Here is a 15,819-nt window from a genome sequence, read left to right on the forward strand (position 1 = left end):
CCTGATACATAGATGCAACCGGGTTCCTATGTTCAAAAGCAATTAGACAGTGTGGGCGAGTCCATACATAGGAGCGGCCTTGTGTCGCGAAAGGGCTGCAAAGCAGCCCCTGCAATTTATGCTGCGAAGCTGAAATCCTGGGGCTGCTTTGCAGCCCTTTCGCGACACAAGGCCGCTCCTACAGGGATCGTGCCGCTCAGCAAGTTTCGCATTAACCGTCTTAGACCGCTCTGTTCAACTTCACCCACGAAGCAAACTTGTCGATAAACCCCTGCAAAAACGGCCGGGTCTTGTCGTTGAGCTTGCCTGAGTCATCGAACAGGCTGGCCGCCCCACCGATGTATGCCTCGGGCATCTGCATGCACGGCATGTCCAGGAATACCAATGACTGGCGCACGGCATGGTTGGCACCAAAGCCCCCAATAGCCCCCGGTGACACGCTCACCACCGCTGTCGGCTTGCCACTCCAGGCACTTTGCCCGTAGGGCCGCGAGCCTACATCGATGGCGTTTTTCAGGCAGCCTGGCACCGAACGGTTATATTCCGGCGTAACGAACAGCACCGCATCACTGCCGCGGATCTCCTCGCGAAAGCGTTTCCACGCCTGCGGTGCCGCCTCGGCCTCGACATCTTCGTTGTACAAGGGCAAATCGCCGATTTCGACAATTTTCAAGGCAAGGCTGGACGGCGCCAGCTCCGAAAGTGCGCGGGCGACCTTGCGGTTGTAGGACTCCTTGCGCAAGCTACCGACGACAACCGCTACCGAATACACCTGGCTCATGGCAATTTCCATCCTGTGCTGGGTAAAGGGACGTTGTAGTTATAGATGACCGTTCCTCGGCGCTTTGGTTTTTTTTGTACAAGGCGAAAACTTCCGAGGCTGTTCCACGGTCTATGCCTTCAGACATTTTCTACGTAATTCAGAGGTTTCCACCCAAATGGCAGCAGTAATGGTCGGCCAATTCCACGCCCGTGACGCCGAAGGCCGTATCTACCCCGTGCATGAGTTCCAGGAGTCCACCCTGCAAATCGACGGCAGCACGCTGGGCGCCCCCATCACCACCTACCGCCTGGCCATCGGCGACAAGGTCAACCACCTGGGTGAAAACCGTTTCGAACTGGCACGCAGCGGCGTCGAGATCATTCGCATTCCGTGATGCAGTCCACGGTGTAGCCGCCACTCTCGTTCTGCAGGCCGTGCACGTCGGCGACAAAGCCGGGGAAGCCCTGGTTGAACGCCCGGGCGAAGGCCAGGTAGTCGAGTATCGAGCGGGTCGCCTCGGTGAACCGCTCCCCCGGCATGATCAACGGGATGCCGGGCGGGTACGGCACCAGCATCACCGCCGCCACACGCCCGTGCAGTGCCTCGATCGGCACCGCCTCTACCTCGCCACGCACCATCTGGTCATAGGCCTGTGCAGGGCTCATGGCTGCCTCCGGCAAGCGCGTGAACAGGCGCTTGAGTTGCTTGGCAGTGGCATTGGTGCGGTAGCAGCCATGTAATTGGTCGCACAGGTCACGCAGGCCCATGCCCTGGTAGCGTGAGGCATCGGCGGCCACCACACTCGGCAGGCAACTGCCAAGGGCCGTATTGCCATCATAGTGGCGCTTGAACTCCAGCAACTCGGTCAGCAAGGTGCTCCACTTGCCCTTGGTGATGCCCATCGAGAACAGCACCAGAAAGCTGTACAGACCGGTTTTCTCCACCACCAGCCCCCGCTCCCAGAGAAACTTGCTGACCACCGCCGCCGGTATTCCGCGCTCGCCCAGCGCGCCATCTGCGCTTAGGCCCGGCATCACCAGGGTTACCTTCAACGGGTCGAGCAGAACGTAGTCGTCCACTACTTCGCCAAAACCATGCCAATCCGCCCCGGGCTGCAGCAGCCAGTCTTGCGCAGCCAGGCGCTGGATACCTTCGGCACTCGGCGGCTGCCAGATACTGAACCACCAATCCTGCGCAGCAATGTGCTCGCGCAGATTAGCCAGGGCACGACGAAAACTCAGTGCTTCGTCAAACATCTCTTGCAGCAGCGAGCGCCCGGCCGGCCCCTCCATCATGGTCGAGGCCACGTCCAGCGAGGCGAGGATGCTGTACTGCGGCGAGGTCGAGATATGCATCATGAACGCTTCGTTGAAACGGTCGCGGTCCAGTTGGCGCCTGGCCCCGTCCTGCACATGGATCATCGAGGCCTGGCTGAACGCCGCCAACAGCTTGTGGGTGGAATGGGTGCTGAACACCAGCGGGCTGTCTGGCGCGCAGTCAGTGCCCATGGCATAGCGCCCGGTGAAGAAGTCATGAAACGCCGCATAGGCAAACCAGGCTTCGTCGAAGTGCAGCACGTCGACACTGGCCCCCAGGGTCTGCTTGATCAACCCGGCGTGGTAGCACAGGCCGTCGTAGGTGGAGTTGGTCACCACTGCCAGTTTGATCCGCGGTTCCCGGTCACGGGCGAGCGGGTTGCCCTGGATCTTCGCCTGGATGGCCTCAGGGCTGAACTCGCTGAGCGGGATCGGGCCGATGATGCCCAGTTCGTTGCGCTCCGGGCACAGGTAGAGCGGGATGGCGCCGGTCATGATGATTGCGTGCACCACCGACTTGTGGCAATTGCGGTCCACCAGCACCAGGTCGTCACGCCCGACCATGGCATGCCAGACGATCTTGTTGGCCGTGGAAGTACCGTTGATGACGAAGAACGTGTGATCGGCACCAAAGTTACGTGCAGCCCTGGCCTCGGCTTCGGCCAAGGGGCCGGTGTGGTCGAGCAGCGAACCCAGCTCCGGCACCGAAACAGACAGATCGGAGCGCAGGGTATTTTCGCCGAAAAACTGGTGAAAGGCCTGTCCTACCGGGCTTTTATGGTACGCCACCCCTCCACCGTGGCCCGGGGTGTGCCAGGAATAGTTGGATTGTGCCGTGTGCTGCACCAGCGCCTTGAAGAACGGTGGCAGCAGGCCGTCGAGGTAAGTGTGCGCGGCGCGCGCCACCTGGCGGGCGAGAAAGGGTACGGTGTCTTCGAACAGGTACAGGATGCCACGCAGCTGGTTGAGTTCGCTCATGGCTTCGGCAGGGGCGTTTTCCAGGGTGACCTGCTCACCCAGCGCGAAGATCGGCAGGTTGGGGGCGCGCAGGCGGGCCAGGCGGATCAGCTCGGCCATGTTCTGCAACAGGTGGGTATTTTCGCCAACGCCTTCGGCGGCAATCAGCATGCAGGCCAGGCCGTGGTGGGTGGCAGCGACCAGGCGCGCTTCGGCGTGGTCGGCGGCGGCGAGGATGGCGAAGCCGTCCTGGCGCAGTTCCTCGGCAATGCCCCGCACGCGCTCGCCGGCGACGCTGTCAGCCTTGATGGCGCGGTGCACGATGAGGATAGGGAACTTGAGGTCCTTGTACATCAGGCAGCTACCTCCGAAGGACAGGGCGTCCATTTCAGGGTAGTTGAAGCTGTGTTTTCAGGGCCGGCCTCTTCGCGGGCACGCCCGCTCCCACAGGGAGCCCCACAGCCCTGAAGCCTTGCGCGGTACCTGTGGGAGCGGGCGCGCCCGCGAACAGGCCGGTACAGGCTGAAAATCAGCCAGCTGGTGTCTCGGTCAGAGACTGCCACATGGATGGCCCACCCGCCGACTTGGCCACCGCCGCCAACCGCTCGGCATGCGCCTCCAGCTCCTCGGCACTGGCCATGATCACCCGCCCCGGCGCACGCCCGGTAATCCGGCGGATCTCACTCCCGCCAGTCCCCTGCCCGTCACCCTCGGCCTCTGCCCCATGCCCAGCCAGCGACAGGCTGGTCTGGCCACCGGTCATCGCCAGGTAGACGTCAGCCAGCAGTTCCGAGTCGAGCAATGCGCCGTGCAGCTCACGGCCCGAGTTGTCGATATCGTAGCGTTTGCACAGCGCATCGAGACTATTGCGCTGCCCAGGGTGGCGCGCGCGCGCCAGCAGCAGGGTGTCCAGGATGGTGCAATACTGCGAAGCGTCCGCACGCTCCTGCTGGCCGAGCAAGGCAAATTCGTTGTTGATGAAGCCAACGTCGAACGCCGCGTTATGGATGACCAGCGTGGCGCCCTGGATGAAATCGAAGAACTCTTCGGCCACATCAGCAAAGCGCGGTTTGCCGACCAGGAAGGCATCGGTGATGCCGTGGACGTTGATCGCGCCCTCGTCACTCTCGCGGTCCGGCTGCAGGTAGACGTGGAAGTGCCGCCCGGTCAGGCGCCGGCCGATTACCTCGACACAGCCGATCTCGATGATCCGGTGGCCTTCGCTGACCGGCATGCCCGTGGTTTCGGTATCGAGAATGACGAACCGCTTATCTTGCTGCTGCTCCACGCGGGGCGCTCCAACTTGCATCAGTTACAAAGGCCGCGAGTATAACCCAAGCGCCAAGCCTCAAGCTTCAAGCTCCAAGAAAAAGCAAGCCAGCCCCGTACCATTGCCTCTTGCAGCTTGAAGCTTGTCGCTTGCAGCTGCCTTCACCGCTGGGCGCGCACCTCATCGACCCCACGGTTGGCCAGCTGGTCGGCGCGTTCGTTGCCGGGGTGGCCGATATGGCCGCGCACCCACTTCCAGGTCACCTTGTGGCGGTTGACCTGCTCATCCAGCTGCTGCCACAGGTCGGCGTTTTTCACCGGCTCCTTGGCAGCGGTCTTCCAGCCGCGCTTCTTCCAGTTGACCATCCATTCGTTGATGCCCTTCATCACGTACTGCGAGTCGGTGGTCAACACCACCTCGCATTCGCGCTTCAGCGCCATCAACCCCTGGATCGCAGCCATCAGTTCCATGCGGTTGTTGGTGGTTTCGCGTTCGCCGCCCCACAGTTCCTTCTCGACGCCCTTGTAGATCATCAGGACGCCCCAGCCACCCGGGCCGGGGTTGCCCTTGCAGGCACCATCGGTAAACATCTCGACGCTTTCGCTCATGTACCACTCATGTTCAGTGCTTTTCAGTATCCGGGTTGGCCGCTGTGCGGTTGACCTTGGCCAATGGCAGTGGCAGCAGCTTGCCCATCGGTTCGCGACGCTCCGGGCGCAGCGGCCGCAGGCCAACCACCATCTTGCGCGCCACCAGCAGGTACACGCCGCCACCCGAGCTTTGCCAGCCACCGGCCAGCCGCTCCCAGCCCTCCAGGCGTTGCTGCCAAGCCGGTGAGGCAAGCGGCGGACGATAGCACCCGAAGCGGCGTTTCTCCAGCGCGAAGCCCAGCAGGTTGAGCCAGTCACCCACCCGCGAAGGCGAGATGCACCGGGCCTTGCGCAAGGCGCCATGGCTGAAGAAATGGCGCATGCCCCAACTGCTCCACGGGTTGATCCCCACGATCAGCAAATGCCCACCCGGGCGCACGGCGCTGGCGGCCTCGCGCAGCAAGCCATGGGGCGACAGGCAGAAGTCCAGGCCATGCTGCAGCACCACCACATCAGCGGCGTGTTCGCTCAGCGGCCATGCCTGCTCCTCGCAGACAATCTCCACCCCCGGCAACGGCGCGCCCAGGCGCACATTGCGCTGCACCTGGGGCGCGCTCGGTGGCGGCTCGGCACAGGGCCCGTAGTGCACGAGGTAGCCACCGAAGAAGCGCCCCAGCTCTTCTTCCAGCAGTTTTTCCTCTTCCTTGAGCATCAGTTGGCCGAGTGGGCCGTTGAACCACTCACGGGCCAGGCTGATCAGCTTGACCCAGTCCGGGTCGGCCTGGGCAAAGGCTTGGTCGGTCATTGCGCTCTCCCTCGAAGGTTCTCGCACCGCGCCATCGCGGCTAAGATGCCCTCATGTGCCACGCTAGGCGAATCGGATCCGCACCATGATACAGATCGATGCTCTTCCCGCTTTCTCCGACAACTACATCTGGTTGTTACAGGATACTGCCAAACGCCGCTGCGCGGTGGTCGACCCAGGTGACGCCGGCCCGGTGGAACGCTGGCTGGCGGCCAACCCCGAGTGGGTGCTCAGCGACATCCTGATTACGCACCACCATAACGACCATGTCGGTGGCGTTGAACGGCTCAGGCAACTGACCGGTGCGCGTGTCTGCGGCCCGGCCCAGGAACGTATCCCCTGCCGCGACCTGGCGCTGGACGAAGGCGACCAGGTCACCGTGCTGGGCGTGACCTTCCAGGTGCTGGCAGTACCCGGCCACACCCTTGGGCATATCGCGTTCTTCAGCGACCAGCCGGCAACGCCCGTGCTGTTCAGCGGCGACACCCTGTTCGCCGCCGGGTGCGGTCGCATGTTCGAGGGTACACCCGAACAGATGCAGCCGGCCCTCGCCCGCCTGGCGGCGCTGCCGATGCAAACAGAAGTGTACTGCGCCCACGAATACACCCTCGGTAACCTGCGCTTTGCCAAGGCGGTGGAACCCACCAACCCGCACGTTCTACAGCGGTTCGAGGATGTTACCCGTTTGCGCGCCGACAATCGCATCACCTTGCCATCAACCATTGGCCTGGAACGCCTGACCAACCCCTTCCTGCGTACCGCTGAAACATTAGTTAAACAAAAAGCAGACGAATGGAAGGGACATCCAAACGACTCGCAGGTCACTGTTTTTGCTGCCTTGAGATCTTGGAAGGACACCTTCTGATAACCGCAAGATATATCGCAATCTATGGTCAAAGGTTGACCAGGCCCGGAGCGGTTTCTAGAATCGCCGAAATTTTTCGCCCGGATACCTGTGTCAGCCGATGTCTTCCCGTAGCCGCAGAACCTCTCATTCCGTCGCCCTGACGCGCCTGGCCCAAATCAGTGCGCTGGCCCTGGCCGCCACCCTGGTGGGCTGCCAGAGCACCCGTCAGCTCGACGAATCCGATAGCGTTCGCGCGCACAACTACCAGGCGCGGATCAAGCACAAACCCTCACCGCTGCTGGTCAAACCGGCCGAGCAGGCGCCGCAGGATGTCTGGGAGCGCATGCGCCAGGGCTTTGCCCTTCAGGACAGCATCGACGTCAATCCGCGCATCGAGCAGCAGCGCCTGTGGTTCGCCAGCAACCCCACTTTCATAGAAAGCGCCGGCGAACGCGGCAGCCTCTACCTGCACTATATTGTCGAGCGCCTGGAAGAGCGCGACATGCCGCTGGAACTGGCGCTGCTGCCAGCCATCGAAAGCGCCTACAACCCGATGGCCTATTCACGCGCCAGCGCTGCCGGCATGTGGCAATTCATGCCAGCCACAGGTCGCCACTTCAACCTGCGCCAGACCAACTTCTACGATGGCCGCCGCGATATCACCGCGTCGACCAACGCAGCACTGGACTACCTGTCCCGCCTGCACGACATGTTCAACGGCGACTGGCTGCTGGCCCTGGCCGCCTACAACGCCGGTGAAGGCACGGTCAGCCGTGCCATGGAGCGCAACGAAAAGCTCGGCCTGCCAACAGACTACTGGAACCTGCCGCTGCCACAGGAAACCCGCGACTACGTGCCCAAACTGCTGGCCCTGTCGCAGGTGGTGCTCACGCCTGAAGCGTATGGCGTCAACCTGAATCCAATCGCCAACGAGCCCTACTTCGAGGCGGTAGCCATCAATGATCGCCTGGACCTGTCGCGGGTGGCCGCCTTTGCCAACATCGACGAAGACGAGCTGATCCAGCTCAACCCGGCGTTCAAGAAGCGCATGACCGTGGACGGGCCCAAGCAGCTGCTGGTGCCGACAGCCAAGGCACAACTGCTGAGCGACAGCCTGTCCAACCTCAAGCCCGAGCAACTTGTCGCCCTGCAACCGAACAAGGCTGTGTTCGCCCGTGCAGTCGCCGAAAACAAGGCACCCGTGGCCGCGCGCAGCTATCGGGTAAAACGTGGCGACAACCTGGGCGCCATCGCCAAGGCCAACCGCGTTTCGGTAAAGGACATCAAGCGCTGGAACCGCCTTTCTGGCAGCAGCCTACGCGCCGGCCAGGTCCTGGCCCTGCGCGGTGGCAGTGCCCCGAGCGGCGCCGGCAATCGCGTAGCCGCGTCGGCGCAGCGCTCCACTCAGTACAAAGTGCGCAAGGGTGATTCGCTTTACTTGGTGGCCAAACGCTTCAATGTGGAAATGAAACACCTCAAGCGCTGGAACCCACGCAGCGGCCATGCCCTCAAGCCAGGGCAGACCCTGACCGTCTACATCGGGCATTGAGTCGTTACAGGGGCTGCTTTGCAGCCCATTCGCGGGCACGCCCGCTCCCACAGGTTTTTCATAGCCCTCAAAGCCGGTGCCGTACCTGTGGGAGCGGGCGTGCCCGCGAATGGGCCTGAAAACACAGCCACCGGAAAACCCCAGCACCTCTCTTTTTCCAACCCCACCAAGCTGTTACTGTACCCCGATCAAAGCCCAACGCCTCTGGATCGGATGCCGACTTGATACGTCCCCTCCTGCTGTCACTCAGCCTGGCCTTGAGCTTTCCCGCAGCCGCGATGGTGAGCGAAAGCCACGGATACGCGCAGTTCGGCACGCTCAAGTACCCAGCCACATTCACCCATTTCGACTGGGTCAACCCGCAAGCGCCCAAAGGCGGTACCTTGCGGGCCATGGCTTTTGGCACTTTCGACACCCTCAACCCCTACACCTTCAAGGGGTCGAGCCCGATCACCACGCCCAACTTCCAGCAATACGGCATCAGCGAGCTGAACGAGCCGCTGATGGTTGGCACCGGCCAGTACGACCCGTCCGGCGACGAGCCAACCTCCAGCTACGGCCTGATAGCCCGCACGGTGGAGTACAGCGAAGACCGCAGCTGGGTGGTGTTCAACCTGCGCCCGGAAGCCCGCTGGCATGACGGCCAGCCGATCACCTCGGCGGACGTGGCCTTCTCATACCGGACGCTGCTCAAGGACGGCCACCCGATCTACCGCACCAACCTGCAGGAAGTGCAACGGGTGGACATTCTCGGGCCACTGCGCATCCGTTTCGTGTTCAAGCGCGCCGGCAACCCGCTGCTGATCCTGCGCCTGGGCGAGATGCCGGTGCTGCCCAAGCACTACTGGCAAAAGCGCGACTTCAAGGCCACCACCTTCGAGCCACCACTGGGCAGTGGCCCCTACCGCATCAGCGAAGTTCAGCCCGGCCGCCGGCTGGTGTTCGAACGGGTGAAGAACTACTGGGGCAAGGACCTGGCAGTCAACCGTGGCAAGTACAACTTCAAGCGCGTGGAGTACGAGTTCTACCGCGACGCCACCGTGGCCTTCGAAGCGTTCAAGGCCGGCGAATTCGACATCTACATCGAGCACCAGGCCAAGAACTGGGCCAACGGCTACAACTTCCCGGCCGTGCGCCGTGGCGAGGTGATCAAGGCCCAGATCCCGCACCAGATCCCGACGCAAACCCAGGGGCTGTTCATGAACAGCCGCAGGGCCACCTTCAGCGACCCACGGGTACGCCAGGCGCTGGGGCTGATGCTCGACTTCGAATGGACCAACCGCGCGCTGTTCAGCAGCGCCTACCGCCGCTCGACCAGTTACTATCCCAACAGCGAATTCGCCGCCAGCGGCCTGCCCACCGGCAAGGAATGGCTGCTGCTGGCGCCGCTGCGCGACCAGTTGCCGGCCAAACTGTTCAGCGAGCCCTACAAGGTCAGCCAGACCGATGGCAGTGGCATCAGCCGCCAGACCCTGCGCCAGGCCCTGGGCCTGCTTGCCGAAGCCGGCTGGAAGCTGAACGGCCAACGCCTGGTCGACAGCAAGGGCCAGCAGTTGCGCATGGAGTTGCTGCTGGTAAACCCCAACCTTGAACGCATCCTGCAACCTTATGTCGAAAATCTGTCCAGCATCGGCATCGATGCGCGCTTGCGCACCGTGGACCGTGCCCAGTACAAACAACGCCTGGACCAGTTCGATTTCGACATGATTCTGATGACCCTCAACCAGACCTTGAGCCCCGGCCTCGAACAGTGGCTGTACTTCCATTCCAGCCAGGCCGGCACCAAGGGCAGCAAGAACTATGCTGGGGTCAGGGACCCGGTAGTCGACCACCTGCTCGACACCCTGCTGGCTGCGCGCACCCGCGACGACCAGGTCGCCGCCGCCCGCGCCCTGGACCGCGTGCTTTCATGGCAGTACTACATGATCCCCAACTGGTACCTCGACAATCATCGCCTGGCCTACCGCAACCGGTTCGCCTTCGTCACCACGCCGCCCTACACCCTGGGGCTGAACAGCTGGTGGATCAAGACTTCGGAGAAAGCCCAATGACGCCAACGCACCCATTGCGCCGGCTGGCAGGCAGCCTGTTGCTCGCCTGCCTGAGCCTTCCCGCCCTGGCCGCGCCGCAACACGCGCTCACCCTGTACGACGAGCCACCCAAGTACCCCGCCAACTTCAAGCACTTCGACTACGTCAACCCGGATGCGCCCAAGGGCGGCACCTTCCGCCAGTCCAGCTTCGGCGGGTTCGACAGCCTCAACCCGTTCATCAACAAAGGCGTTTCGGCCGAGAACATCAGCATCATCTACGACACCCTGATGCGCCAGAGCCAGGACGAGCCGTTCACCGAATACGGCCTGGTGGCCGGCAAGATCGAAAAGGCCCCTGACAATAGCTGGGTGCGCTTCTACCTGCGCCCAGAGGCGCGCTTTCATGACGGCCACCCGATGCGCGCCGAAGACGTGGTGTTCACCTTCAATGCCCTGATCAAGGACGGTGCGCCGCTGTACCGCCAGTACTATGCCGACGTCGCCGAAGTGGTCGCCGAAGACCCGCTCAAGGTGTTGTTCACCTTCAAGCACAAGGGTAACCGCGAGCTGCCATTGATTCTCGGCCAGCTACCCGTACTGCCCAAACACTGGTACGAAAACCGCGACTTCAACCGCGGCAACCTGGAGATCCCGCTGGGTAGCGGGCCGTACAAGGTCGCCGAGGTGAAGGCCGGGCGCTCGGTGCGCTACGAGCGGGTCAAGGACTACTGGGCCAAGGACCTGCCGATCAACCGCGGGTTCTATAACTTCGATGCCATGACCTTCGACTCCTACCGCGACACCACCGTCGCGCTGGAGGCACTCAAGGCCGGCGCGTTCGACTATGGCCTGGAAGTGAGCGCGAAAAACTGGGCAACCGCCTACAACGTACCTGCCGTGCGCGATGGCCGCCTGATCAAGGAAGAGCTGCCCAACGGCAACCCCACCGGCATGCAGGGGTTCATCTTCAACATCCGCCGCCCGGTGTTCCAGGACGTGCGTGTGCGCCAGGCGCTGAGCCTGCTGCTGGACTATGAGTGGACCAACAAGCAGCTGTTCAACGGCGCCTACACCCGCACCGGCAGCTACTTTGACAATTCGGAAATGGCCGCCCACGGCCTGCCCAGCTCGAACGAGTTGAAGATCCTCGAACCGCTGCGTGGCAAAGTCCCTGACCAGGTGTTCTCCGAGCCCTTCAAGAACCCGATCAGCGATGGCAGCGGCATGATCCGCGAGCAGCAGCGCCAGGCCTACAAGCTGTTGCAGGAGGCCGGCTGGAAGATTGTCGACGACAAGATGGTCGACGCCCAGGGTAAACCGGTAAGCATCGAGTTCCTGCTGGCACAAACCGAGTTCGAACGCATCCTGCTGCCGTTCAAGCGCAACCTTGCCGACCTTGGCATCGACCTGAACATCCGCCGGGTCGACGTTTCCCAGTACATCACCCGCCTGCGCTCGCGTGACTACGACATGATCGTCGGCGGCTACCCGCAGTCCAACTCGCCGGGCAACGAGCAGCGCGAGTTCTGGTCCAGCGCTGCCGCCGACAACCCCGGCAGCCGCAACTTCATCGGCCTGCGCGACCCGGCCATCGACCAGCTGGTGGAAGAGCTGATCAACGCCGATTCGCGCCAGAGCCTGGTCGACCATTGCCGCGCCCTCGACCGTGTGCTGCTGTGGGGCTACTACGTGATCCCCAACTGGCACATCAAGACCTGGCGCGTGGCCTACTGGAACCACATCGGCCACCCGAGCCTGTCGCCCAAGTACGATATCGGCATCGACACCTGGTGGATCAAGCCCGGGGTAACCCCGGCGGTCAGCGAAACCCCTGCGCACGAGGCCAACTAAGATGCTGGCCTACATCCTGCGCCGCCTGCTGCTGATCATCCCGACCCTGTTCGGCATCCTGATCATCAACTTCATCATCGTCCAGGCTGCCCCCGGCGGCCCGGTCGAGCAGATGATCGCCAAGCTCGAAGGTTTCGAAGGTGCCACCAGCCGCATTGCCGGTGGTGGCGCCGAAGTGTCCGTGGCCGGCTCCAACTACCGTGGTGCGCAAGGCCTGGACCCGGCACTGATCGCCGAAATCGAACGCATGTACGGCTTCGACAAGTCGCCGCCCGAGCGTTTGTGGATCATGATCAAGAACTACGCCCGGCTGGACTTCGGCGACAGTTTCTTCCGTGATGCCAAGGTCGTCGACCTGATCATGGAGAAAATGCCAGTGTCGATCTCGCTGGGGCTGTGGAGCACGTTGATCATGTACCTGATCTCGATCCCGCTGGGCATCGCCAAGGCGGTGCGCCACGGCAGCCACTTCGACGTGTGGACCAGCTCGGCAATCATCGTCGGCTATGCCATCCCGGCGTTCCTGTTCGCCATCCTGCTGATCGTGCTGTTCGCCGGCGGCAGCTACTTCGACTGGTTCCCGCTGCGTGGCCTCACCTCCAACAATTTCGACGAGCTGAGCACCACCGGCAAAGTGCTGGACTACTTCTGGCACCTGGTATTGCCGATTACCGCACTGGTCATTGGTAACTTCGCCACCATGACCCTGCTGACCAAGAACAGCTTCCTCGACGAGATCAACAAACAATACGTGGTCACCGCCAAGGCCAAGGGCCTGAGCCGGCCACGGGTGCTGTATGGCCATGTGTTCCGCAACGCCATGCTGCTGGTGATCGCCGGCTTCCCGTCGGCCTTCATCGGCATTTTCTTCACCGGCTCCTTGCTGATCGAGGTGATCTTCAGCCTCGACGGCCTGGGCCTGATGAGTTTCGAGGCGGCCATCAACCGCGACTACCCGGTGGTCTTCGGCACCCTGTTCATCTTCACCCTGCTGGGGCTGGTGGTGAAACTGATCGGCGACCTGACCTACACCCTGGTCGATCCGCGCATCGACTTCGCCAGCCGGGAGCACTGACATGGCCTTGTCCCCCCTCAACCGCCGGCGCTTCGAGCGCTTCAAGGCCAACCGCCGTGGCTGGTGGTCGCTGTGGCTGTTCCTGATCCTGTTCGGCCTGAGCCTGGGTGCCGAGCTGATCGCCAACGACAAGCCGATTGCCGTGCGTTACGACGGCGAATGGTACTTCCCCGCGTTCAAGCGCTACCCGGAAACCACCTTCGGCGGTGAATTCCCGCTGGAGGCCAACTACAAGAGCCCGTACATCCGCGAACTGCTGGAAAAGAAACACAGCTTCGTGCTGTGGGCGCCCATCCCCTTCAGCTACCAGAGCATCAACTACGACCTGCGCGTGCCCGCGCCGGCGCCGCCCTCGGCGGATAACTGGCTGGGCACCGACGACCAGGGCCGCGACGTACTGGCGCGGGTGATCTACGGCTTCCGCATCTCGGTGCTGTTCGCCCTCACGCTGACCGTGGCCAGTTCCATCGTCGGCGTTATCGCTGGTGCCTTGCAGGGCTTCTACGGCGGTTGGGTCGACCTGGCCGGGCAACGCTTTCTGGAGATCTGGTCCGGCCTGCCGGTGCTGTACCTGTTGATCATTCTCGCCAGCTTCGTGCAGCCCAACTTCTGGTGGTTGCTGGGCATCATGCTGCTGTTCTCGTGGATGAGCCTGGTGGACGTGGTACGCGCCGAATTCTTGCGTGGGCGCAACCTGGAATACGTGCGCGCCGCCCGCGCCCTGGGCATGCGCAACGGCGCGATCATGTACCGGCACATCCTGCCCAACGCCATGATCTCGACCATGACCTTCATGCCGTTCATTCTCACCGGCGCCATCGGCACCCTCACCGCCCTGGACTTCCTCGGCTTCGGCCTGCCCGCCGGTTCGCCGTCGCTGGGCGAGCTGGTAGCCCAGGGCAAGTCCAACCTGCAGGCCCCGTGGCTGGGCATCAGCGCGTTTGCCGTGCTGGCCTTGATGCTGAGCCTGCTGGTGTTCATCGGCGAATCCGCCCGCGATGCCTTCGACCCGAGGAAGTGACATGAGTGAACAGAACCTGATCGAAGTGCGGGACCTGGCGGTGGAATTCGTGACCGGGGACCAGGTGAACCGGGTGGTGGACGGTATCAGCTTTGATATCCGCAAGGGTGAGACGCTGGCGCTGGTCGGCGAAAGTGGCTCGGGCAAATCGGTCACCGCGCACTCGATCCTGCGCCTGCTGCCCTACCCCCTGGCCCGCCACCCCAGCGGCAGCATCCGCTACGAAGGCAAAGACCTGCTGCAGCAGAACGATAAAACCTTGCAACGCATTCGCGGCAACCGCATTGCGATGATCTTCCAGGAACCGATGACCTCGCTGAACCCCCTGCATTGCATCGAGAAGCAGATCAACGAAATCCTCCTGCTGCACAAGGGCCTGACCGGCAAGGAAGCCACTGCGCGCACCCTGGAGCTGCTGGAGCTGGTCGGCATCCCCGAACCGCAAAAGCGGTTGAAGGCCCTGCCCCACGAGCTGTCGGGCGGGCAACGCCAGCGGGTGATGATTGCCATGGCGCTGGCCAACGAGCCGGAGCTGCTGATTGCCGACGAACCGACCACGGCGCTGGACGTGACCGTGCAGTTGAAGATCCTCGACCTGCTCAAGGAACTGCAAGCGCGCCTGGGCATGGCGCTGTTGCTGATCAGCCATGACCTGAACCTGGTGCGCCGCATCGCTCACCGCGTATGCGTGATGCAGCGCGGGCAGATTGTCGAGCAGGCGGACTGCGCCACCTTGTTCAGTTCGCCGCAGCACCATTACACGCAGATGCTGATCAATGCCGAGCCAAGCGGGCTACCGGCGCACAACCCGGTCGGCGCGCCGTTACTGGAGGTGGACGACCTCAAGGTGTGGTTCCCGATCAAGAAAGGGCTGTTGCGGCGCACCGTTGACCATGTGAAGGCGGTGGACGGGGTCAACTTCAGCTTGCCGCAGGGGCAAACGCTGGGCATTGTTGGCGAGTCCGGGTCGGGCAAGTCGACGCTCGGCTTGGCCATCTTGCGGTTGATTTCCAGCCAGGGCGGTATCCACTTCCACGGGCAGAACCTGCAAGGGCTGAACCAGAAGGCCGTGCGGCCGCTACGGCGGGAAATGCAGGTGGTGTTCCAGGACCCTTTCGGCAGCCTGAGCCCGCGCATGTGCGTGGCAGACATTGTGGGTGAAGGGTTGCGCATTCACGGTATTGGTACCGCGCAAGAGCAGGAAGCGGCGATTGTTGCGGCATTGGAAGAAGTGGGGCTGGACCCGCGCACGCGGCATCGCTATCCGCATGAGTTCTCGGGTGGGCAGCGCCAGCGCATCGCGATTGCACGGGCGCTGGTGTTGAAGCCTGCGCTGATTCTGCTGGATGAGCCTACGTCCGCGCTCGACCGCACGGTGCAACGGCAAGTGGTGGAATTGCTGAGGAATTTGCAGCAGAAGTACAACCTGACGTACCTGTTCATCAGCCATGACCTTGCGGTGGTGAAGGCGTTGAGTCACCAGTTGATGGTGATCAAGCATGGGCATGTGGTGGAGCAAGGGGATGCGCAGGCGATCTTCCATGCGCCGCAGCATCCGTATACGCGGCAATTGCTGGAGGCGGCGTTTTTGGAGGTTGAGGCTTCTTAGGGGCAGGTTGTGTGGGGGCTACCAGATGCTCGACACAAACCTTGCAGCGCCTATGAGATCGAGCGCCGCCCGCGCGGCGCTTCGCGGGGCAAGCCCGCTCCCACATTTGTTGCAACGTGGCCATGTCTGTGGGA

At 62.7% G+C, this 15,819-nt stretch carries 13 protein-coding genes; 8 read left to right on the top strand and 5 right to left on the bottom strand.

Annotated elements, in window-relative coordinates:
- Positions 1–220: 220 nt before the first annotated feature.
- Positions 221–781 carry a class I chromate reductase ChrR gene (chrR, locus tag ACIQUI_RS27980; protein ID WP_403204223.1) on the bottom strand — a complete coding sequence of 187 codons (561 nt, stop codon included), beginning with the start codon at positions 779–781 and terminating at the stop codon, positions 221–223.
- A 157-nt stretch (positions 782–938) separates the two neighbouring features.
- On the opposite strand from chrR, the gene ACIQUI_RS27985 reads away from it, so the two are divergent.
- Positions 939–1,157, top strand: coding sequence for a hypothetical protein (locus ACIQUI_RS27985; protein WP_110740679.1), 219 nt, complete (start codon positions 939–941; stop codon positions 1,155–1,157).
- Here ACIQUI_RS27985 and ACIQUI_RS27990 read toward each other — a convergent pair.
- The 4 genes from ACIQUI_RS27990 to ACIQUI_RS28005 all read right to left on the bottom strand — a co-directional run bounded on the left by ACIQUI_RS27990 (position 1,141) and on the right by ACIQUI_RS28005 (position 5,701).
- On the bottom strand, positions 1,141–3,390 hold the full coding sequence (locus ACIQUI_RS27990; RefSeq protein ID WP_403204225.1) for an Orn/Lys/Arg decarboxylase N-terminal domain-containing protein: 2,250 nt from the start codon (positions 3,388–3,390) through the stop codon (positions 1,141–1,143). The two genes, ACIQUI_RS27985 and ACIQUI_RS27990, sit on opposite strands and share 17 nt — an antisense overlap.
- A gap of 175 nt (positions 3,391–3,565) precedes the next feature.
- Positions 3,566–4,324 (bottom strand): DNA polymerase III subunit epsilon, encoded by a 759-nt coding sequence (dnaQ, locus tag ACIQUI_RS27995; protein ID WP_403204228.1) that lies wholly within the window; start codon positions 4,322–4,324, stop codon positions 3,566–3,568.
- 143 nt (positions 4,325–4,467) lie between these two features.
- Entirely contained in the window at positions 4,468–4,914 is a 447-nt protein-coding gene (rnhA, locus tag ACIQUI_RS28000) for a ribonuclease HI (RefSeq protein ID WP_016711609.1), read from the bottom strand.
- A gap of 13 nt (positions 4,915–4,927) precedes the next feature.
- Positions 4,928–5,701, bottom strand: a complete 774-nt coding sequence (locus ACIQUI_RS28005) for a class I SAM-dependent methyltransferase (RefSeq protein WP_403204232.1) — start codon at positions 5,699–5,701, stop codon at positions 4,928–4,930.
- Between the two features lie 85 nt (positions 5,702–5,786).
- Between ACIQUI_RS28005 and gloB the strand changes: the two genes are divergently transcribed.
- From gloB to ACIQUI_RS28040, 7 genes are all read left to right on the top strand, one after another.
- Positions 5,787–6,566: a hydroxyacylglutathione hydrolase gene (gene gloB, locus ACIQUI_RS28010; RefSeq protein WP_403204235.1), complete on the top strand. Its 780-nt coding sequence runs from the start codon at positions 5,787–5,789 to the stop codon at positions 6,564–6,566.
- 100 nt (positions 6,567–6,666) lie between these two features.
- Entirely contained in the window at positions 6,667–8,097 is a 1,431-nt protein-coding gene (locus tag ACIQUI_RS28015; protein ID WP_403204237.1) for a transglycosylase SLT domain-containing protein, read from the top strand.
- A gap of 221 nt (positions 8,098–8,318) precedes the next feature.
- On the top strand, positions 8,319–10,148 hold the full coding sequence (locus tag ACIQUI_RS28020; RefSeq protein ID WP_403204240.1) for an extracellular solute-binding protein: 1,830 nt from the start codon (positions 8,319–8,321) through the stop codon (positions 10,146–10,148).
- Positions 10,145–11,980, top strand: a complete 1,836-nt coding sequence (locus ACIQUI_RS28025; protein WP_403204243.1) for an extracellular solute-binding protein — start codon at positions 10,145–10,147, stop codon at positions 11,978–11,980. The genes ACIQUI_RS28020 and ACIQUI_RS28025 overlap by 4 nt, the downstream gene beginning before the upstream one ends.
- A 1-nt stretch (position 11,981) precedes the next feature.
- Positions 11,982–13,055 carry a microcin C ABC transporter permease YejB gene (locus ACIQUI_RS28030; protein WP_403204246.1) on the top strand — a complete coding sequence of 358 codons (1,074 nt, stop codon included), beginning with the start codon at positions 11,982–11,984 and terminating at the stop codon, positions 13,053–13,055.
- 1 nt (position 13,056) lies between these two features.
- Positions 13,057–14,076 (top strand): ABC transporter permease, encoded by a 1,020-nt coding sequence (locus tag ACIQUI_RS28035; RefSeq protein WP_403204248.1) that lies wholly within the window; start codon positions 13,057–13,059, stop codon positions 14,074–14,076.
- Position 14,077: 1 nt separating this feature from the next.
- The gene (locus tag ACIQUI_RS28040; protein WP_403204250.1) at positions 14,078–15,685 is read left to right on the top strand and encodes an ABC transporter ATP-binding protein; all 1,608 of its coding nucleotides are present in this window, start codon (positions 14,078–14,080) and stop codon (positions 15,683–15,685) included.
- Positions 15,686–15,819: the final 134 nt, after the last annotated feature.

This window comes from Pseudomonas sp. NPDC090592, from assembly GCF_044769185.1.
Lineage (GTDB): Bacteria > Pseudomonadota > Gammaproteobacteria > Pseudomonadales > Pseudomonadaceae > Aquipseudomonas.

Excerpts from the sequence above, each read along its gene's own strand:
- chrR (WP_403204223.1), bottom strand. The coding sequence starts at position 781 with ATGAGCCAGGTGTATTCGGTAGCGGTTGTCGTCGGTAGCTTGCGCAAG.
- ACIQUI_RS27985 (WP_110740679.1), top strand. The coding sequence starts at position 939 with ATGGCAGCAGTAATGGTCGGCCAATTCCACGCCCGTGACGCCGAAGGC.
- ACIQUI_RS27990 (WP_403204225.1), bottom strand. The coding sequence starts at position 3,390 with ATGTACAAGGACCTCAAGTTCCCTATCCTCATCGTGCACCGCGCCATC.
- rnhA (WP_016711609.1), bottom strand. The coding sequence starts at position 4,914 with ATGAGCGAAAGCGTCGAGATGTTTACCGATGGTGCCTGCAAGGGCAAC.
- ACIQUI_RS28005 (WP_403204232.1), bottom strand. The coding sequence starts at position 5,701 with ATGACCGACCAAGCCTTTGCCCAGGCCGACCCGGACTGGGTCAAGCTG.
- gloB (WP_403204235.1), top strand. The coding sequence starts at position 5,787 with ATGATACAGATCGATGCTCTTCCCGCTTTCTCCGACAACTACATCTGG.
- ACIQUI_RS28015 (WP_403204237.1), top strand. The coding sequence starts at position 6,667 with ATGTCTTCCCGTAGCCGCAGAACCTCTCATTCCGTCGCCCTGACGCGC.
- ACIQUI_RS28025 (WP_403204243.1), top strand. The coding sequence starts at position 10,145 with ATGACGCCAACGCACCCATTGCGCCGGCTGGCAGGCAGCCTGTTGCTC.
- ACIQUI_RS28030 (WP_403204246.1), top strand. The coding sequence starts at position 11,982 with ATGCTGGCCTACATCCTGCGCCGCCTGCTGCTGATCATCCCGACCCTG.
- ACIQUI_RS28035 (WP_403204248.1), top strand. The coding sequence starts at position 13,057 with ATGGCCTTGTCCCCCCTCAACCGCCGGCGCTTCGAGCGCTTCAAGGCC.
- ACIQUI_RS28040 (WP_403204250.1), top strand. The coding sequence starts at position 14,078 with ATGAGTGAACAGAACCTGATCGAAGTGCGGGACCTGGCGGTGGAATTC.